At 35.8% G+C, this 21787-nt stretch carries 16 protein-coding genes; 6 read left to right on the forward strand and 10 right to left on the reverse strand.

Annotation, left to right across the window (positions count from 1 at the left end; all coding sequences use genetic code 11):
• Positions 1 to 77: 77 nt before the first annotated feature.
• The 3 genes from ispF to A8L32_RS18375 all read left to right on the forward strand — a co-directional run bounded on the left by ispF (position 78) and on the right by A8L32_RS18375 (position 1358).
• Positions 78 to 554 carry a 2-C-methyl-D-erythritol 2,4-cyclodiphosphate synthase gene (ispF, locus tag A8L32_RS18365; RefSeq protein WP_075591153.1) on the forward strand — a complete coding sequence of 159 codons (477 nt, stop codon included), beginning with the start codon at positions 78 to 80 and terminating at the stop codon, positions 552 to 554.
• A gap of 88 nt (positions 555 to 642) precedes the next feature.
• Complete coding sequence (locus A8L32_RS18370) at positions 643 to 1005, forward strand: CoA-binding protein (RefSeq protein WP_075591154.1); 363 nt, start codon at positions 643 to 645, stop codon at positions 1003 to 1005.
• 20 nt (positions 1006 to 1025) lie between these two features.
• Positions 1026 to 1358: a thioredoxin family protein gene (locus A8L32_RS18375; RefSeq protein ID WP_075591155.1), complete on the forward strand. Its 333-nt coding sequence runs from the start codon at positions 1026 to 1028 to the stop codon at positions 1356 to 1358.
• Here the strand turns inward: A8L32_RS18375 and A8L32_RS18380 are convergent.
• Positions 1355 to 3364, reverse strand: coding sequence for a urocanate hydratase (locus A8L32_RS18380; RefSeq protein WP_075591156.1), 2010 nt, complete (start codon positions 3362 to 3364; stop codon positions 1355 to 1357). The two genes, A8L32_RS18375 and A8L32_RS18380, sit on opposite strands and share 4 nt — an antisense overlap.
• Before the next feature lie 517 nt (positions 3365 to 3881).
• Between A8L32_RS18380 and A8L32_RS18385 the strand changes: the two genes are divergently transcribed.
• Positions 3882 to 5342, forward strand: coding sequence for a M28 family peptidase (locus A8L32_RS18385; RefSeq protein WP_075591157.1), 1461 nt, complete (start codon positions 3882 to 3884; stop codon positions 5340 to 5342).
• 21 nt (positions 5343 to 5363) lie between these two features.
• On the opposite strand, the gene A8L32_RS18390 is transcribed toward A8L32_RS18385, so the two are convergent.
• The 7 genes from A8L32_RS18390 to A8L32_RS18420 all read right to left on the reverse strand — a co-directional run bounded on the left by A8L32_RS18390 (position 5364) and on the right by A8L32_RS18420 (position 13817).
• The gene (locus tag A8L32_RS18390; protein WP_083631399.1) at positions 5364 to 6884 is read right to left on the reverse strand and encodes a PepSY-associated TM helix domain-containing protein; all 1521 of its coding nucleotides are present in this window, start codon (positions 6882 to 6884) and stop codon (positions 5364 to 5366) included.
• A gap of 78 nt (positions 6885 to 6962) precedes the next feature.
• A complete protein-coding gene (locus A8L32_RS18395) occupies positions 6963 to 8234 on the reverse strand; it encodes a hypothetical protein (RefSeq protein WP_083631400.1) in 1272 nt (423 codons plus the stop codon).
• A gap of 83 nt (positions 8235 to 8317) precedes the next feature.
• On the reverse strand, positions 8318 to 9802 hold the full coding sequence (gene nrfA, locus A8L32_RS18400; RefSeq protein ID WP_075591158.1) for an ammonia-forming cytochrome c nitrite reductase: 1485 nt from the start codon (positions 9800 to 9802) through the stop codon (positions 8318 to 8320).
• A gap of 25 nt (positions 9803 to 9827) precedes the next feature.
• Positions 9828 to 10397: a cytochrome c nitrite reductase small subunit gene (gene nrfH, locus A8L32_RS18405; RefSeq protein ID WP_075591159.1), complete on the reverse strand. Its 570-nt coding sequence runs from the start codon at positions 10395 to 10397 to the stop codon at positions 9828 to 9830.
• Positions 10398 to 10533: 136 nt separating this feature from the next.
• The gene (locus tag A8L32_RS18410; RefSeq protein WP_075591160.1) at positions 10534 to 11898 is read right to left on the reverse strand and encodes an ATP-binding protein; all 1365 of its coding nucleotides are present in this window, start codon (positions 11896 to 11898) and stop codon (positions 10534 to 10536) included.
• On the reverse strand, positions 11891 to 12718 hold the full coding sequence (locus A8L32_RS18415) for an alpha/beta fold hydrolase (protein WP_075591161.1): 828 nt from the start codon (positions 12716 to 12718) through the stop codon (positions 11891 to 11893). Before A8L32_RS18415 ends, A8L32_RS18410 begins: the two co-directional genes overlap by 8 nt.
• Before the next feature lie 127 nt (positions 12719 to 12845).
• Entirely contained in the window at positions 12846 to 13817 is a 972-nt protein-coding gene (locus tag A8L32_RS18420) for a M23 family metallopeptidase (protein WP_075591162.1), read from the reverse strand.
• Between the two features lie 133 nt (positions 13818 to 13950).
• On the opposite strand from A8L32_RS18420, the gene alaS reads away from it, so the two are divergent.
• Complete coding sequence (gene alaS, locus A8L32_RS18425; RefSeq protein WP_075591163.1) at positions 13951 to 16581, forward strand: alanine--tRNA ligase; 2631 nt, start codon at positions 13951 to 13953, stop codon at positions 16579 to 16581.
• 280 nt (positions 16582 to 16861) lie between these two features.
• Positions 16862 to 19903 (forward strand): hypothetical protein, encoded by a 3042-nt coding sequence (locus A8L32_RS18430; RefSeq protein ID WP_143525163.1) that lies wholly within the window; start codon positions 16862 to 16864, stop codon positions 19901 to 19903.
• Between the two features lie 9 nt (positions 19904 to 19912).
• Here the strand turns inward: A8L32_RS18430 and A8L32_RS18435 are convergent, their stop codons facing one another.
• Positions 19913 to 21106, reverse strand: coding sequence for an aspartyl protease family protein (locus tag A8L32_RS18435; protein ID WP_075591165.1), 1194 nt, complete (start codon positions 21104 to 21106; stop codon positions 19913 to 19915).
• Positions 21107 to 21147: 41 nt separating this feature from the next.
• Entirely contained in the window at positions 21148 to 21783 is a 636-nt protein-coding gene (locus A8L32_RS18440) for a MarC family protein (protein ID WP_075591166.1), read from the reverse strand.
• Between the last annotated feature and the right edge of the window lie 4 nt (positions 21784 to 21787).

Raw genomic sequence — 21787 nt, forward strand, 5'->3', positions numbered from 1 at the left:
AGAGATTTATATTATACGATCCCGAATGAAAATTCGGGATTTTTTTGTTTTACATTTGTTCTATAAAGAAATATAAGATGAAAATAAGGGTTGGTTTTGGTTACGATGTTCACAAACTAGGTGAAGATGAAGAGTTATGGATAGGAGGAATTCATGTTCCACATATTAAAGGTTCTATAGGACACTCCGATGGAGATGTTCTAATTCATGCCATTTGTGATGCCTTATTAGGTGCAGCGAACATGAGGGATATTGGTTTTCATTTTCCAGATACTTCAGCTGACTTTAAAGGCATTGATAGTAAAATTTTACTAAAAAGAACGGTTTCTATCATTCAAGAAAAAGGCTATAGCATTAGTAATATCGATTCAACCATTTGCCTAGAAAAACCAAAGCTCAAGGACTTAATTCCAGAAATGCAAAGTGTATTAGCTAAAGTAATGGACATTGACATTGAAGACATTGCCATTAAAGCAACTACAACGGAGAAATTAGGTTTTGTTGGCACACAAGATGGCATAGCTGCTTATGCCAGCGTACTCATTCAAAAGTAACTGACATGGCCAGCGCAAATTAATTGGGCACATAGGAGCATGATTAAAATTTGCATTGACACTCACATTTTTGCTAATTTATAAACTTATGAAAAAAAAGACTTTAGTAATTGGAGCTAGTGAAAATCCCGAAAGGTATTCGAACAAAGCGATCAAAAAATTAAAACAGAATAACCATCCAATTGTAGCTATTGGACTGCGAGATGGTGAAGTTGACGGAGTTAAAATAAGTAAAGAAGTTGTTGATACAAATGACATTGATACCGTTACAATGTATGTTGGCCCAAAACATCAAGCAAGTTATTTTGATATTATCTCAAACATAAAACCTCAAAGGATTATATTAAATCCAGGCACTGAGAATGCGGAAATAGAAAAACTAGCCCAAGAAAATGACATTGAAGTTGTTCATGGCTGTACTTTAGTAATGCTAAGCACAGGGCAATATTAATTTAATAGCTTTAGTATTCGATGCAAGAAATAAGATCATTACAAGAATGGCAGCAAGCGCTCACAGTGGAATCTATTGTAATTGGCTATTTTTCTCATGATAAGTGCAGTGTTTGTAAGGTGCTTTTGCCCAAGGTTGAACAATTAATGAGTAACAATTACCCAAAGGCCAAACTACTCTATTGCAACATAGAGCAGTCGCCAGAGCTAGCTGCACAGCAAAGCGTATTTACAGCGCCTACTATCGTTATTTTTGTTGAGGAAAAAGAATATGTGCGCTTTAGCAGAAACATTGGGTTAGTTCCGCTAGGCGATTCCATAAGTCGCCCATACAGTATGCTTTTTAGTGATTAAAAGAGCTTATCAAGCAATTCATCATCTGCCTCGTTTGGAATAGTTACTTTTAAAGATGGATTTATTGCCATCGCTCTTTTAATGGCAAATACTGCCCCTTTATTTCTAGCCCAACTGCGGCGCGATATACCATTATTCACATCCCAAAACAGCATGGATTCTATATTTTTAAATGAAGCCTCACTCCCATCGATAAGCATTCCGAATCCGCCATTAATCACCTCGCCCCAGCCAACACCTCCTCCGTTATGAATAGAAACCCAAGTAGCTCCTCTAAAACTATCACCAATCACATTCTGAATCGCCATATCTGCCGTAAAACTGGAACCATCATAAATATTAGAAGTCTCTCTGTATGGACTATCCGTTCCTGAAACATCATGATGGTCGCGCCCTAAAACAATAGGAGCCGATATTTCTCCATTGGCAATAGCCCTATTAAAGGCCTCAGCAATCTTCATCCTTCCTTCAGCATCCGCATACAAAATACGGGCTTGCGAACCAACCACTAGTTTATTTTTTCCAGCTTCTTTTATCCAATGAATATTGTCGGCCATTTGTTGCTGTATTTCTTTTGGAGAATCCTTTCGTAATTCCTCCAAAACATCGCAAGCAATCTGATCACTCCTTTGTAAATCCTCCTGATTATTACTAGTACATACCCACCTAAAAGGACCAAAACCATAATCAAAACACATGGGTCCCATAATATCCTGCACATACGATGAATATTTGAATTTGCCATCTTTTTCAAAAACATCTGCACCAGCCCTACCCGATTCTAACAGAAATGCATTTCCATAATCAAAAAAGTACATGCCCTGCAAAGCCAACTTATTAATAGCTGCCACATGCCTTTTTAAGGAACTTTGAACTTCCTCCTTAAATAGTGTCGGGTTATTGGCCATCATCTCATTAGACTCTTGATAAGATAATCCAACAGGATAATAACCTCCTGCCCAAGGATTATGCAAAGATGTTTGGTCTGAACCTAAATCCACTTTAATTTCTTTTTCGGCAAAATATTCCCAAACATCAACTACATTTCCGCTGTAAGCGATAGAAACAACTTCCTTATTTTGCTGAGCCAATTTTACACGAGCCACCAGTTCGGTTAAGCTCTCTACCACTTCGTCTACCCAACCTTGAGCATGTCTTGTGTGCAATGCCTTAGTATTTACTTCGGCAGTAATGCTAATACATTTTGCAATATTGGCTGCTTTGGGCTGAGCTCCACTCATTCCGCCTAAACCTGCTGTTATAAATAACTTTGGGGTATCATTGCTCTGTTTGGTAGATTCTATTTTTCTGATAGCATTTAAAACGGTAATAGTAGTACCATGAACAATGCCCTGAGGACCTATGTACATAAAAGATCCAGCTGTCATTTGTCCGTATTGCGAAACACCCAAGGCATTCATCTTTTCCCAATCGTCGGGTTTAGAGTAGTTAGGTATTACCATTCCGTTGGTAACAACCACTCTGGGTGCATTTGTATGCGATGGATATAACCCCATAGGATGACCCGAATACATCGTTAAAGTTTGCTCATCGGTCATGGTAGCCAAATACTGCATGGTTAATAGGTACTGCGCCCAGTTCTGAAACACAGCGCCATTCCCTCCGTAGGTAATTAGCTCGTGTGGATGTTGTGCTACGGCATAATCCAAGTTATTACAAATCATCAACATAATAGCTGCTGCCTGTTTACTTTGATGTGGAAAATCATCAATATGCCTGGCCTTTATCTCATACTCTGGACGAAAACGATACATATAGATCCGACCATAATCTTTTAATTCTCGTAAAAACTCAGGAGCTAACACCTGATGATGATGCGCTGGAAAATATCTTAATGCATTTTTTAAAGCCAACTTTTTCTCTTCCTCCGTAAGGATATCTTTACGAATGGGAGCATGATTTATAGTGTAATCATACTTTTTAAGAAGCGGCAACTCCTCTGGTATACCTGCTAAAATGATTTCTTTAAATAAAATACTATCCATGACTATATGTTTTTAACACGATGAATATAATGCAAGTACCTAACTTTTAAAATGACAAAAAACACCTAGCTCGCAACGACATTTAATCTCGTGCAGAAAAACATTCCACTTTGTGAAATATAATCGATATTAATGCCCACGGCAGCATTAAAGCCATAATATGCATTAGAAAATCTACTATACCAATATTCCATTGAAATTACTTCAAAACAAGACTCTTCGTTACTTCACTTCAACTCAATCCAAACGAACCTTCCTAAGTAGTACGGAAGCTGGATTCCATTTCATTTGGATCAAAAACACAGCTTGCGTAGCTTCAACTCAACCCAAACGAACCTTCCCAAGTAGTGTGGAAGCTTGTTTTTATTTCGTTTGGATCAAAACCACAACTTAGGTAGCTTCAACTCAACCCAAACGAACCTTCCTAAGTAGTGTGGAAGCTTGTTTTTATTTCTGTTTGAACATAATAGAATATTTTATACTTTTGTTCGATTAAAACCAATAATACTTATACACTATGCAGTACCGATTAATATTACTTTTTACGATCGCACTATGCAGTTTTACATTCAGTAAAGCTCAAAATGCAGACCTAAAGGCTTCATTAAAAAAACACGTTGAAATATTAGCATCTGATTCTTTACAAGGAAGAGGTATTGGCACCGTTGGAAAAACAAAGGCTGTTGATTATATCGCAAGTCATTTTAAAGCGGCTGATATATCTTCTATTGGACCATCCTATTTACATCACTTCGATAAAATGGATCAGCTATCCAGAATAAGTCTGACCAATGTTGTGGGCTTAATCGAAGGTAAACACCCAGAGCTTAAAGACGAATATATTGTTTTAGGTGCACATTATGATCATTTAGGTTGGAGAGAAAAAAAGAAAGGCGAAGACGACATTACCATTTATAATGGTGCCGATGACAATGCATCTGGTACAGCTACAATTATTGAGCTCGCCCATCTTCTTGCTAAAGAAAAAATGGATAGAAGTATTATTCTGGTAGCATTTGATGGAGAAGAAAGTGGCCTTTGGGGTTCGGCCCAATTCTTAAAAGACTCGATTGTAGATCCTAGCCAAATAAAAATGATGTTTAGTTTGGATATGGTGGGTATGTACGACGAATATGGAGGAGTAGATTTAACAGGTTTAGATTTACTGATGAACGGAACCGCCATGCTAAACCAAGCCAATACACACCAGGTTAAAATCAATAAAACTGGTGATAAGAAAGAAAACAGAACGGATACTAAATCATTTTTAGATAAAAATATTCCTGCAGCTCATGTATTTACGGGCTTAGACTCTCCTTACCACAAGCCAGAAGATACCGCCGAAAAGCTTGATTACGATGGTATGGAAGAGATTTGCATCTTAATGAAAGACTTTACCATTTACATGGCTAATCAAGATGAGTTGGTTGCTAACCAAGCCGTAGAAAAAGTATTTAATCCAAACCCAACGTTTACTGTTGGATACAAATTAGGAATTGGAACCTCTCACTTAAGTTATAAAGAAAGCTCACTACGGAGCAAGTATGGGATTGGAATAGAAACAGGTCTTCAAACCCAATTAAAACTAAGTAAAAGTTTATTTCTTGCTACGGATGTATTATACGAATACAGCAAAAATAGGCTAGAAACGGGTAACATAAACCTACATTCACTTACCGTTCCTATGCAGATAAAACTCAAAACCAAATATACTGATGCATACAGCCCACGCTTATTTGTTTCTGCAGGAGCTTATTATTCATACCATTTTGCCCAAGGCATGGATATGTTAGATGAACTGATTACAGAAGATAACATTAATGATGACTTTGGTATTTGCTTTGGTTTAGGTATGGAGCTACAACGCTTTACCATTGATTACACTTGGCGAAGAGCAAGCAATGACATGATAAGTGATGAAAATATGTTTTCGCTTAGCCGAAATACAAGCAAATTTTCTGTGGGATACAGGTTCTAAAGCATAAGCCCGAGGAATTCTTTATAATTCCTTGGGTGATTTCTTTTTACGATACACCCAATACCACAGAAAGAAACCGCTGACTAATACCATCAAAACACAAATGCCAGATAGCGGTACATACAAAATATAAAACGGACCTAGAAAAGATTCAAAAATTCTTCCGGTATGAATCTCTAAACATAAATTCCAAAGAGAAATGGGTGCCTGGGCTATTACTTTAGGCATCTCAGCAAATTCTTTTTCAGCAGTAATACGCTGCATACCCTTATTATAATCGGAATACCAGGCATTGGCATTGTCTAGGTAAACCAATCCACTTACCATATGGTTTGATATGGGTCTTCCCATAGTTTCTTTGGTTGCGTAAGGTTTTCCATTACCTACATCGTAAACCAAACCTGATTTTATATTCCAGCTAAATAATCCCGAAAAGGAACCTACTATGTATTCGGTAGACGACACCTGCTGTAACACATTGCACCCCATAACGCTTACAGGCGGCTGAACTATCTTGGGCTGATGGGAGATTGAGCAAGTCTCATTCAAAAAATAAAACCCTTCCGAACTTGAAAGTATATAAATACCTAAGTCCTCATTCCATCGTATTTTCCTTAGTTTATCGTACCAAGGGTTATCATTATCTAAATGCGTATGAGGTATTATTGACATTTTTGCTTTGGCAATGGCAATTAACAATGGAGGTCGTAAAAACATGCCACTTAAAGCATTGATCATTAAAAACAATACAAACCAATATCCTAACTTATTGTGCCAATTTAAATTTTGTTGTTTAAATGACTTTGATATCTTTTTCTTTACATACTTACGATAAAAATAATGAATAAGGCCAGTTATACTTATAATGATTACAACTATACCTAATAAATCTACCAATAACTTACCTACTATACCAAACAGCTCACCACTATGTAAGTTCCATAAAAACTTAAACCATGAAGTTTGTTTTTTATAACCCTCAGGAGCAGCTATTTCTATCACTTCGGAGTTTATGAGCTTTACGGATTTTAGCATATAATCCCGAGTAAGAATAATCAGCGTATCTCCTTTTTGAGTTAAATCTGTAATTCTTTCGTTAGATACGGGTAGGCTTACCTTCTGCCAATTATTGTTGGATTGACATAGATACAGACCATGCAGAGTTCCTGCCACTAAACCTGTTTGTTGCGTATGGATTAATGAGGTAATCGATCTATTATCAATACCCGAAGGAAAACCTTTGTTATAATTCGAAAATGAGGTAAAGCTTTTATCTGTAAGAAAAACGCCTGCTTTGCCATAAACAAAAACAGAATCATCTGAAAGAACCAAACTTCCTTTAACCGCATCTAGATTCCAATGCTTATAAGTATAACTTTGAGGCAAAAGCTTCCTGGATACTTCCGCTGAAGAAAATACACTTCTATGATTCATCACAATTCCAGAAACAGCAAATAACACCGCTAAAAAAGCAATAATTATAGCTGGCCACTTGTGCCATGTTTTAAATCGTTTTATCCACCTAACCCTTTTCTTACTCAAACCCTAACACATATTTAATGACAAAACAATCCCCTTCTTACTCTACGACAAGAAGGGGATTGTTTTGCTTATTTATACTTACTTAATAAAATCGGGAGTAACCGTAATCATTACATAACCCCACTGTTGAAACTCTTCATGATCGCCTCCTTTAAGCATTTGCATCGATTCTGTTGCAAATAATGTTGACCATCCAAAATCAAACTTAATCATAGGTTTAAACTTCCATCCCATCGACAAATCAATCTCAGTACCCAAGCCTTTATCCACATCTTCTCCTATATCAGCTGCCGCAGAAAAATAATGAATATTGCCTCCAAAACTAAGCTTATCTACCTGATGAGATACTTTGGCGTAAATATCTGTTAAACCAACCGTGTTCATATGATTTCCTACATAAAAGTAATCCATAAAACCATTGAATTTATGATTGGTACCATAGAATGGAGAAAACGACTTATTCTTATCTGCGTCTTCGTCCCAAGCCGTTCCCGAAAGAAGCTCAACTCCACCTGTTAAACCTGTACTTTTAGATAATTTACCAGAAACTTCGAGCAATAGGTTGTAAGCACTTAAACTACGATCTATGTTATCTTTACCTGTTTGCACATATGCATTCGCAGCAATACCAACAGCATTTAAATCAGTTACAAACCTACCTCCTATCGTTTGGCTATACATAACTTTTTGTTTCTCCGTATTTGCTAATCCATCCGTAGATTCACCAATACCATTATTTAAAAACATCAAGCTCAATTTTGAAGCATCCCATTTTTTATGCATCCACAAAAACTGCAGATTTTTATACGCATCCGGGCCATCGTAATGAGAATTCACAATTTCATCATTCTGATGAAAAGCAAAACCAGCATGTAAGTCTATTCCTTTTTTATATTTAAATAAAAACATATCATGCGAGCGTGCTTGCTGCGCCCAGGCTACACTACCAAAAATTCTATGATCATCATAAATCACCTCTTGCCTACCAGCTTTTAAACTTAATTCAGAGCTAAAACTAATCTCGGCCCAAGCCTCATGTACCGAAATAGAATTTGCCTCGTTACCCACCAGCTGCTTTTGATTACCCCATTGGCGAACATCCTGCAAAACTAATTTAGTTAATACATACTCGTTCTTAAACATACCATTCAATCGCGTACGTTGAGTTGTAATTAACGACGCTTTTTGATCTGTTGCGGCCAATGATTTATATCCTCTATTTAACTCAGCACGAGGACGAATTTCTCCACCTAATGTAAACTGTGCTACCATCATTCCTGGCAAAACAAAAGACAATAGAGCACTTAACATGAAACCTCTAAGCATACTTTTTGAGTTGTTCTTTTTCATTTTTGTAGATTTTATTGGGTTCAAAAAAAGCAACAGCTAAAACATAGAATAACTGTTGCTTATATTTTATTTACAAAGTAGATTTACGACTTTTCTCGTGCCTGAGCCTCTTTAATCCATTGAGGAACTAGATTCTCTTTAAACTCTTTTTTCTCTGTATTTAATTTTTTCATATCTAATCCGATATACTCTTGCGCTTTCGCTTTGGTAGCAATATCTGGATAAGGTACTTCTTCGTTATGACCTAACTCAGCTAATAATCTAGCAAGCTTCACTCTGGTTTCTTGAGCAATATCGATACCCGTGCCAATAACACGACCAATTTCAACCGGAGCATGGAAAGAACCACCATGACTGGCCGCCGCATAATCCCAACGCCATTGTGCATGTCTAATTCCCATTAAAATATCTTTCATTTGATCTTCAGAAGCACCTACGTCCCAAGCTTTTTTAGCTTCAACATGCGCACGTACTACTAACTCTTCAAGCTTATCGCGATTTTCAATAATCCTATCCTGATTAGAATATACATTAGCAATTAAGTTTGCTGTTTCCTGACGGTGACATACTTGACATGAGTTAGCCACATTATTAAGCGGCGATTGTATTTTATGATCAGTAAATTTCTGTCCACCTTCACTTTTGTATGGCATATGACAATCTGCACATGAAACACCACGATCAGCATGAATACCTGTTAAATAAACCTCATAACCTGGGTGCTGAGCTTTTAACATGGGCGCTTTACTTAATTTATGCGTCCAATCTTTAAACTCTATCTCATCGTAATACTCTTCCATGGCCTCTACATCCATTCCTTTATCCCAAGGAAAGGTTAGGTAATTGGCGCCATCCACTGTTTTTTTATCGAAATAGTATTCTACGTGACATTGCGCGCAAACTAAAGAACGCATTTCTTGATGCGTAGATTTTGTAATATCCTTGCCTTGACGCTCAAAAGCCTCAATTAAAGCAGGACGAGTAATTCTTAAATTCATGGTTTTAGGATCGTGACAATCGGCACAACCAATAGGATTAACAATCTCAGCTCCTAAACGTGCCCACTTACCTTTATAGAATTCTGCCACACCATGCTCACTCATTAATCTAGGAACATCTGGGCTTTTACAGGTCCAACAAGTAGATGGCATAGGACCTGACTCCGAATCCGTAGGACCACCTGTACGCAAAGTATTTACTACATCTTTTACAGCATAATAGTGTCCACGCCCTTGATTATAATCTTTAGAGAAACCATAGCCAGCCCAAAGAACAACTAATCTAGGGTCTACTTCTAACATATCAATTGTAGCACTACCATTATACTTACTTGCAAAAGTGGTATCTGCAGTTTGATAATATGACTGGAATTCTCTTGGGTAATTTTCTCCCCATTTTTCATTTACTGGTTCAAATTCCGACAGCTCAGCTTTTGGAACGTTTACATATGACGCTTCAGCTCTTCTTTCTACAATGGAAGATGCTAATAATCCGAGTAAGAAAACAGCAACAATCGTTGCAATAAATAAAAACCATGGTAACCATGGACGTTTTTCAAACATTTTCATAGGTGTATTCTTTAAGGTTTATTTTTTATTCTGTATATTTTTTTAACCAATCTGGCACTGGGCTTTCAGGTAACGGTACTCGTGCATTAGGAGTACTTGAAAGACTGTTGACTCTGCCATGCGGAACCTCTCGATGACATTCCCAACATTTTCTGTCTTCCATATGGCCAGCATGCCCTTCAACTGAAGAAGCTAGTTTAGGATCGGTTATTTGCTGCTGATGACATCTGACGCAATTCTGATGCACCACTTCAGCGCCCTCTTCCTTTATAAAAATCACCTGAGGTTCGCCTCGCATAGTAAAAACTGTAGCATGTCTTAATCCATCCTTAGCCTTAAAAAAGTACTTGTTTAGTACATTATTATGCGGCACGTGGCAATCGTTACAATTGGCCCACTCTCTATGCGAACTATGATTCCACGTTGCGTACTGCGGTGCCATAATATGACAGTTTACGCATGTTTTAGGGTCATCTGACAAATAAGATGAAGCATTGGATACCCTGAAAGTAAATAATGCCAGGCCTATAAAAACACCAATCACTATTAATACAGGAAATCGCCATTGGGGTGGCGGAATTAGGAATTTAAGCATAACAACATTTATAATGTTTATATATAACAATAAATGTAAGAAGATTAATTCGGTAAAGTTGTAACAGATGTTACACTTACTTCATAATTATGTAATGAAATGCTTATTTATAATGATTCTAATATGAATTCACATATCATACTTTATTACAATGGTTTACATCAACACAAAAGCTAAACTCCGAACCATACCCTAACTTAGAATTTACGGTTATTCTACCACCTAAAAGCTTAACTAAATTTTTAGTAATGGTAAGTCCTAAACCATTACCTGCAATAGTTTTATTTACATCATCCGTTACTCTACTAAAACGACTAAAAATCATTTCGTGCAAACCATCATCAATGCCAATACCCTCATCCTTTATCGAAAACCATATTTGCGAACCTTTTAATTCGTACTTAATATAAATTATCCCTTTAAAGGAAAACTTAACAGCATTACTTAATAAATTAGTCAGAATTTGTTTCAAGCGTAATTCATCGGTATGGAGACTAGTGATTTTTGAACCTACTTCGTTAACTACCTTCACACTAAGATCAGGTTTATCATATTGTCTTATGAGCGATCTTGTAAGCATTTCTACCTCCTTAATGGTATCATGAATATTGAATGATAAGCAATGTAATTGTAACTGGTTCGCCTCAATCTTTGAGAAGTCAAGTAGATCATTAATTAAATTTAATAAGGATAAACTATTAGAGTAAATTAGACTAGCATAATTCTCTATTTCAGTCGAGTCACAACTCTTACTTTCCAATAGTTCGCTAAAACCAACAATGGCATTCATGGGAGTTCGGATTTCGTGACTCATATTAGCTAGAAATGCCGACTTTAAACGGTCAGACTCTTGTGCTTTATCCCTGGCTTTGGTCAGCTCAATGGTTCTTTTTAGCACCTTCTCTTCAAGATCTCGATTTAATTCTTCTATTTCAGCGATGTACGACAAATTCTCTATTCTGGCCACAACCATTCTAATAGCCTGTCTAACCACCATTAGCTTGGTATGCAAGGTGTGGCCATTTTTTTCATCCATAAAAACAAATACACCTTCCTTAACTTGTCTACCATTAAAATAAACAATAAGTATTTCCGTATTATCAGTAACATGAGTAGGATATACAAGCCCCTTGCCTTCCGTAGCTAAACCACAATACATTTGGGCATTACAAATTTCTTCTAGAATTTCATTACCAAGTTTAATTTCTGGAGCAATTTCATTTATATAAGGATCTGAAATATAACCAGAATAAAGATGATATTTCCCTTCAATAATTTCATAACAACAACAAAGTGAGATATTATTTAAGATGGAAATTTTTTCCAACAACTCTTCTATTAGCTGCTTTTCATTATCAATAGAAGAAATGGTATCACCAAGCATGCTTAAAAGAAGAATCTCCTCAGCTCTTTCTGCCAAAGAATCATTTTCTTCTTCTAAACTTTTAACTCGTTCTAGTAGTTCGTGATACTTTATTTTCTCTTCTTCACAGTCACTCATGTTTTTCTATAAATTCGGTAAGAATATTAGCAATCATTTCTGGCTCATCCTCCATGGCATAGTGACCTGCCGTTGGTATAATATTACTTTCACAATGCTTTAGGTTTTCTACCAATTTTTGCGTGATTGATGTACTAAGGTAGGCATCTGTTTCTCCTCTAATTATTAGAAAGTTTAAATTTGATTGATGCAGATCATCAGATATATTTAGTAGATCGGCATTATCTAAACTACTTGCAAAATGTAAAAATGCCTTTCTGCCTTCTTTAGTTTTAAATGGTTTACGAAAATACTCGAATAACTCAGCTGTGTTTGAATTACTATGATACAAACCCTTTTTAATAATTATTTTTAGGGTCCAAGTATCTAAAGTTGCGATAGCTAACTGCCTTAACACAGGGGTACGCATGGAAACAATGGGTTGAACTGGCCAAAAATCGTAAGCCACAGAATTTATCATTGAAACAGACAGAAGAGTTTCTGGCTTCTGAACACTCATCACCTGCGCAATACCTCCCCCTACATCATGGGATATCAGGTGATATTTAGGATGCTTTAACGCTTCCATCAATAAATGCATATATTTAGCCTGATTAATAAGTCCAAATGAAACATCGGTTCTTAAATCGGAATCGCCACAGCCCAATAAATCAATAACTATTACCTTATAATTGGGAATGAAATATGGAATTACCTTTCTCCAGATAAATGAATAAGTAGAAATGCCATGAATAAATAATATGGGAGTACCTTCTCCTCCTTCGTGATAAACGAATTCACGATCATCAAGCCATACTTTATTTTTGATTAGATCAGTCATGTCGCATAGGGTATATTATCCTAAATATAAGAAAAATAAACCATAAATAGAATGCGATTACTTCTTCAAAATACAGGCTTAAATTAAGACCTTAATATCCTCTTTAAAAAAAAGAGTGAGAAATTACTTAATCGAATGTTTGATTGGAGTTAGATGAGCGTTCAATCATTTCTTCGTACTCATCTGCAGATAGATCATTAAAATAGTAGTGAGAAGGATTTACCTTTCTGTTTTTTACATGCACTTCATAATGTAAATGAGGAGCGGTGGATGTACCCGAATTTCCTACATAACCAATTACATCGCCTCGTTTTACTTTTTGACCTTTTCTTACATTGAAACCATCAAGGTGGGCATATAAGGTTTTAAAACCAAAGCCATGGTCTATTTCGATGCGATTTCCATAACCCGTCTTTTCTCTGGTTATTTTGGATACCTTACCATCTCCTGTGGAGTAGATCTCGGTACCTGTAGGTGCGGAAAAATCCATACCCGAATGAAACTTACGTGTTTTATAAATAGGATGAATTCGATACCCCCAACCTGAAGCTGTACGCTTTAAATCTTTATTGTTTAAAGGCATAATAGCAGGTGTAGCTTTAATCAAGTCTTCCTTATTTTTAGCCAACTCAATTATATCATCAAATGACTTTGATTGCACATAAGTCTGTTTCATGATAACATCTAACTTTTTGGCCGTAGAAATAACCAACTCCGCGTTATCTAAGTCCTCCAAAGGCTCATATCTATTTACCCCACCAAAACCAGCTTTTCTAATAGAATGCGGAATAGAATCAGCCTGGAAAATTACACGGTAAATATTTTCATCTCTACGCTGAATATCATCAATAACCTTAACGGTTTCATCCAAACGATTACTCATTATTTCAAACTGCGTAGTTAAACGAGCATTCTCTCTAATTAAACGTTTTTCCTTAGGGCTATCAATCACGTATGAGTAGGCAAAAAAGTAAATCATGCCCAATACGCCACCAAAGAAGAAATGCATAAATACACGAGCAATGTAATACTTAAAATCCTTCTCAATTTTATCGTAACTAAGTGTTTCTGGATTATATCGAAATTTAACTTTTGACATGAAGTAACGAAGTTTATATTTCTTATGCGGATTTTTACCTGATATTCGCTGCAAAATTAGCGAAATAATCTACCTTTGCAACTTCCAAATTTAAGTGGATATTCTCAAAATTAAAACAATAATTGCAATTAATATGAATGCTTCTGAGATAAGAAAGAGTTTTTGGTCGTTTTTTGAATCAAAACAGCACCAAATTGTTTCTTCGGCACCTATGGTGGTTAAAAACGATCCTACCCTAATGTTTACCAATGCGGGTATGAACCAGTTTAAAGATATTTTTCTTGGAAACAGTAAACCAGCCTCTCCAAGAGTGGCTAACTCTCAAAAGTGTTTACGCGTTTCTGGTAAGCATAACGACTTAGAGGAAGTGGGTCATGATACCTACCACCATACTATGTTTGAAATGCTAGGAAACTGGTCGTTTGGTGATTACTTTAAAGAAAACGCAATTAATTGGGCTTGGGAATATTTAACCGAAGTGCTAAAAATTGATACGAGCATTTTATATGCTTCGGTTTTTGAAGGCGATAAAGACATGGGCCTAGAGAAGGATATGGAAGCTTTTAACTTTTGGAAGCAATATCTTCCGGAGGATAAAATCATCAACGGAAACCGAAAGGATAATTTTTGGGAAATGGGTGAAATGGGACCTTGTGGACCATGTTCAGAAATTCATGTAGACCTACGTTCAGAAGAAGAAAAAGCAAAAGTGCCAGGAGCAGAATTGGTGAATGCCGACCATCCTGAAGTGATTGAGGTTTGGAACTTGGTGTTTATTCAATATAACAGAAAAGCCAATGGCGACTTGGAAGCTTTGCCTTCAAAGCACGTAGATACTGGTATGGGTTTCGAACGTTTATGCCGTGTTATTCAGAATAAAAAATCGAATTACGATACCGATGTTTTTGTACCAATCATTAATGAGATTGCAAAAATAACCAACACTCCTTATGGTAACAACGAAGAGAAAGATATTGCCATGCGTGTTATTGCCGACCACGTTCGTACTATTTCATTCTCTATTACCGATGGTCAGCTACCTTCAAATAATAAAGCTGGTTATGTTATCAGAAGAATCTTGCGTAGAGCAGTTCGTTATGGATATACTTTCCTGGAGCAACGTCAGTCGTTCATGCACAAGTTATTGCCTGCTTTAATTGACTCTATGGGTGATGCATATCCTGAGTTGAAAAACCAACAGGAGTTAATTACCAAAGTAATTAAAGAAGAAGAGGAATCATTCCTTAGAACTTTAGCTACTGGTATTTCTATGCTAGATAAAATCATTAAACAAACCAAAGATGGAGATTATAAGGTTGTTGATGGTAAAGTGGCATTTGAATTATACGATACCTACGGATTTCCATTGGATTTAACGGAGTTGATATTAAAAGAGAATGACTTAGTAGTTAACCGTAAGGAGTTTGAAAAAGAGATGGAAGCACAAAAAGAGCGTGCTCGTAGTGCAACAGCCATCGAAACAGAAGACTGGGTTACCCTTTTACATGATGATGTTGAAGAGTTTATTGGATACGACTACTTAGAAACGGATATTACCATTGTTAAATACCGTAAGATTACCGCCAAGAAAAAAACGTTGTTTCAAATAGTATTTAATATTACTCCTTTTTATGCTGAGAGTGGTGGACAAGTTGGTGATACTGGATATATTGACAATGGGTCTGAAAAGATTGAGATTATCGATACCAAAAAAGAAAATAACTTGATTGTACATCTTGCTAAAAAACTACCGAAAGAATTAAAAGGTGAATTTAAAGCAATTGTAAACACAAACAAGCGACAAAACATTGCTAATAACCACACAGGCACCCACCTGTTACACCAAGCTTTACGCGAAGTACTAGGAACGCATGTTGAGCAAAAAGGATCTTTGGTTCATCCTGAATATTTGCGATTTGACTTTGCACACTTCCAAAAGATGACGCGTGAAGAAATTGAGCAGGTAGAGAAGCTGGTAAACCAACGTATACGTACAAATTATGCTTTAGAAGAAATGCGTGATATACCTGTAGCAAAAGCGCACGATTTAGGTGCAATGATGTTATTTGGTGAGAAATATGGCGATTTAGTCCGTGCCATTAAGTTTGGCGACTCTATTGAGCTTTGCGGAGGTACACACGTAAAGCACACAGGCGAAATAGGTTTCTTTAAAATTATTAGCGAAGCCTCTATTGCTTCTGGTGTTAGACGTATCGAAGCCATTACAGGCGAAAAAGCAGAAGAAATGATTTTAGGTCAGCATAGTTTAATGTTGGCTATTCAGGATATGTTTAAGTCATCGGGTGATTTACGTAAGAATATTGAATCGTTAATGACTGATAATTCAAAATTAGGAAAGGACTTGGATGGGATGAAACAAAACTTCATTAACATTGAGAAACGCGACCTAATAGACAGTGCTATTGAAGTAAATGGCGTTAAATTAATTGCAGCTAAAGTAAAACCTATACTGGGCGATAAACTAAAAGACCTGGCTTTCCAAATTAAAAAAGAAATGGGTGATTTTGTTGCTGTACTAGGTGCTGATGTTAACGGCAAGCCTCAATTAAGCGTTATAGCTTCTGACGATCTAGCTAAATCAGGTAAGATTAACGCAGTGGAAGTTATTAGAGCCAGTGCTAAAGAAATTCAAGGTGGTGGTGGTGGCCAACCATTTTTTGCAACCGCAGGTGGTAAAAAAGTAGAAGGTTTAGATGCCGCTATTGAAACAGCAAAAGCTTTTGTTACCGAGAAATTAAGCTAGTAACTAAGTAGTTTAGAAATATTAAAGCCAGCAATCTTAATTGAATGCTGGCTTTCTTTTCTTAGGACATATTAATGAAACATCAAAAAGTCACGCACATAATTAGGTTTACTTACTTTAACCATAGAATAACCTGTATTAACAAAAACATACTTGACTATTGTTAGCAGAGTTTTTACTTTTATAGTCCTATGAAAATTTGCCAATAAAGCACAAACACTTATCTATCATAATTAAAAAAATGAGGTCGGTCAGAAATAAATCATTATACATATACTTTGTGAGCTTAACCTTTTTAAGCATAATTATCAATATAGATATATTAGCGAACGACTTTCCCAATCATCAAAATGGTGATTCTTTAAAAGTAGCAACTGCAAGTGATGTTTCTGGAGTGATATTAACCCCAACAGGAGAACCTCCTTATAAGGCTCTCAATTTGATCGGTTTATTGAGTAAATCGAGTAGTGACAAAAAATACTTTGCCACTTTTACTGCTAATGGTGAATATACTGTGCTGACTGACGTGGGCGTTAAAGATATTGCATATAATAATAAAAATGGTATTATTGATGTTGGTGGTGCAGACGCTGCAGCAAATCTAAAAGGGCGTTTAGCTACTAATATTGAACATACTGCTATTAATGGTGCTATTATTACTTTACTTGGAAATTCAATTTTGGCTATTACTGATATTGAGTATGATCCCATATCTGGGGAAGTATTTGCTTATCAAAACTTGAGTAGCTTACCTGGTGGTTTTTATCTGGCTCGCCTCTACGATAACAAAGGCACTATACTTTCTACTAAACTTCTAAACAACCCAAGTGGTGATAATAGTCGAAAAGATATTTCTTTAGAGAATATCACAAGTCAAGCTTCTTATGGTTTAAAGTCTGGTCAATTAGAAGAAGGTTATAATTTCACAGTTAGTCATACTGATGACTATTTTGAAACAACTACTTATGAGAATGTTCCAGTTGAAGAAAATCAAGCAACTTCATTTAATGCTACTATTGAGCATAAAGGAGAATCTCCAATCACAGTAAAACTAACTGATGAAAGTGGTAATCCTGTTACTAATCAAAGAGTTATTTTTGAATACGCTGGAAGCAATACTGTTGATGGTCCAATTCGAGATACTGTTTTTGTTACTAATGCAACTACTGACGCAACTGTTGATTTAGATCGTGTTGGTTATGATGCAATGGCATATACTGAAACATCCGATGATTATGAAGAAGCTTCGCAAATTATTACTTTAAATCCTGAGAATAACACGTTAGAAATGCAAATCCAAAGTATTGCACAACCTATTCCTAAAGGAAATATCTCTGGAGACTTAGATGTAAACTTAAGCGAATCACCTTATGGTGCAAGTCAATATGTTGGGACAATGGTTGCTAATGATGGAACAGAAACTAGCTTTACAATTGATAGTGAAGGAAAATTTAATGTAAATAATTTATCATTAGAAAGCGGAGCAGTATACACTATTAATATTGATGACGAAAATAATTTATTAAATGATATTTCTGAAACAGTAACATTACAAAACGGACAAACAATAGCGTATAACAAAGTAATGACTCACGCTGTACCTGCAACATTTAATCTAAGTGTTGAAAATGAAAATAATGTTTCTGTAACTGGATTCCCAATTACATATACTGCAACAAGTGATGCAAATAGTTCTGTACAAAAACAAGTAACTAGTGCAACAACTCCTATTAGTATTGACCTAGATGAAACTGGATATAATGTTAACGCATTATTACAATATGTTGAAGGAGCATCAAGCGAGTTTGAAAACAAAACAGTAAGTAATATCACTTTAGTTCCTGGAACTAATAATGCTAAAACACACACAGTCCAAAGTATTGCACAACCTGATCAAGGAACTCTTTCTGGAAGTTTAGAAAGTACTTTAGGTCAAGCATTGTATAATATTGCTAATTGTTCAGTTAGCGTTATTGCTCCTGATGGAACTTCTTATCCAGCTACTGTTTCTAGTGATGGTAGCTTTGAAGCTACTAATTTACCTGAAGATGTAGTGTATGATATTTCTGTTACTGATAACGCAGGGAATATTACTGACAAAGTATTTGATGTTGATAAGGCAGCTAACACAACTGACTTTGTTGGACAATTATCTTACGCTAAGAATGCAACACAAAACATGGCTATTCGTCGAAGTGATGGCAATACACTTGACAATGTTCCAATTATTTTTAGTTATAATAATGATGCTGAAAAACGAGATACTATTTGGATTACAGAAGTACCTCAAGTTATTGAAGTTGACATTAACAAAGTTGGAATTAATCCAACTTATGAAATCCCTAATGGTTTTGAACAGGATAATTTACCAAATCCAATTCTTCCTTTCAAAACTACAAATAGTACTGCTACTTTTATTCCTGGTACTAATCAAGAAAAAGCATATGCTGTTCAAAAATATTTAGATGAACAAAAAAATATTCAAATTAAATACACTGATAATGTTACACCTGTTGGTGCTGGTTGTGTTGTTGAAGTAACTTATTTAGATGATAATAATAGAGTAGAGACTTACACTACAAATAGCAATAGTCAAATAACATTAGAACGTTTACCTCAAAATGATCGTGCTTTAATTCAAATTAATAGTAATAGTGATTACTATGGACAAGCTCCAATTATCGATGCAATCCTTACGTATAACCAAGTAAAAACAGAAGCTGAACAGACTTCAACAACTAATACTATGGTACAAAAAAGATTATATTTAGATGATGGAACTCCTATTACTGCAAATGAAATTAGACAAATGTTTGACAACGTAAGCCTTATTGCTCATAATGATAAACAGAATGTCTATCATGCTCCTAGCTATGGACTTGATAAAGAAAGAGCAGAACAATGGTATAATAATTTAGATAATTGGTTTGGCACTAACTTTAATTTAGTTGAATCAGCTAGCAATCCTACTCGTGCAGAGTTAGAAGCAGGATTTCCAGAAAACACATTCAATGATGAGTTAACAAATATAATTTCAGGAGGTTCTCCAACAACAGTTCCTCAAGAAATGACTTTACCAACCGGTAAAAGTATTTTTTCTCATGCAACAATAACAGATACAGGTGCAGAAAATTCATTTTATAAAGAAAACATGAGAGGACTGGGCATTTATGCAAGTGATAGAAGTACAGGAATAATGGCAGACAATGCAAATGCTACACCTGACCAATGGGAGTTAAAAATAATTCCAGAAATCTTACAATATCAAAAAACATTTACTGCAGATAATATTTATAAAACACTAGATGCTTTAACTGATTAAGAAAATAATTTATTTTTCGCCCAAGCGTTTCTTTCTTAGTTTAACTTGGCTTACAACACCTTCTCCGTCTTTTATTTTAAGGAGTAACTCGCTTGGTTTTGAGTCCATTAAATGAATGTAATCGCAAAAATTACTTCCTTGTGTAAAATCAAGCTCATTGACTTTTAAAATTTCCATCATAGGATGAATGCCTGCCTGAGCAGCTACTGAATTTTCGATGACTGCCTGCACTGCCACAGCATTGTTGTTTCCTGGCCCTACTTGCATGCCAAACACTTCGTAAGCACTGCTTGCTTTATTATTTCGCATTAAGCGGAGTTCATGATTTTGCCAATCGATAAAAACATTATACCTCGATAATACTTCACGCCCTAGTATATTTGAGTAACCTGATTTTACCAAAACATTAGAGATAGTAACTTCCTCAATCTGAACCGTATCTACATGGCCTATCTTGTTTTCAAAAGACCTGACTTCTCCTAATAGTCCCGAAGATGATGCGCCTTTCTCTGTAAACGATTCTTTCACAATACCATTTTCTTCAAGTTGTTTAAATGCAGTTTTGTTTACCAACAGGGAGCCATTAGAGCCATAATCAACCGTACAATTACTGGCCTTAACATTCCCAATATTTATATCCATCTTCATATTATACTGCACATCTACTTTAAACGGAATAGGCATCACATCTTTCATAGATTCTGGCAAGCCATCATTACTTAACTGTAATACCTGTTCATCCTCTTTTATTAGCCAGTTACAATGACGCATCAAATTTGAACCAATAATTCCATCCAGCTCCATACAGGCAATGATAGGGTTAGCTTTAAAGTCTGCTACAAAAGCGGTTTGCTTATAAAAAGGGACATCTGCAATTAACAAGGAATCGACACTGACGTAATTTACCTTGGTTCTATTTTTATCTGTATCAACTATATTTCCTTTGGCGATGGTTTTATATTCAAGTTTATTCTGTAGCTCTTGCGAGATACTAAAAGGAGCTCCTGTATCAAATAAAAATCGATAAGTTGTACCTTCAATTTCAACTGGAACAATGATTAATCGTAGGTATGAATCAAAAGTGACTTCTGCATTAAATTCCTTTTGTAAGGTACTTCCCATTTGCATGGCCTTATTCCATTTCATAGAACAGGAGCCAAATAAAATTCCAATACCAATAATGGCAAGTATTTGTTTAAGCATCTTAATGTAAATTGTAATTGTCCCCTAAATTAAATGAAAATTTACGGATTCATCATATCTAGAATAATAGGTTTTAGTCCGCTAAAAAAGAACTCAACGGCAATAACCATCACAATTAAACCCATTAAACGCATCATTACATTATTACCCGTTTCGCCCAAGAACTTAATGATACGCGACGAACTATAATAAATTAGATAGGTAAGTATCATCACCAATAACAAGGTAAAAATAAGCATGCCTTTCATTGCTGCATTATTGGCATCTTCCATTAACACAATGGCATTGGTAATAGCACCAGGTCCGCATATCATTGGAATAGCCAAGGGAGTAACGGAGATATCGTTGACGTAAGTTTTAATCTCAGAATCTTTAATTTTCACTTTACCTAAACGCGCTTGTAGCATATCCATGCCCATCACAAAAAAGATAGCACCTCCTACAATACGAAAACTATTGACAGAAATACCGAAGAATTTAAATAATAATTGCCCCGAAAAAGCAAAAGCAACAATGGTAAAAAAAGAAACAATAGTGGCCTTTTTAGCGGTTTTTACTCTATGTTGCTGGTCTAAATCAGCCGTCATAGTCAAAAACACAGGCATTGAACCTAAAGGATTTATTAGGGTAAAAAATGAAGTAAACGAAAGTAATCCGAAGGTAATTAATTCACTCATGGTC

Source organism: Labilibacter marinus, assembly GCF_001659685.2.
GTDB lineage: Bacteria > Bacteroidota > Bacteroidia > Bacteroidales > Marinilabiliaceae > Saccharicrinis > Saccharicrinis marinus.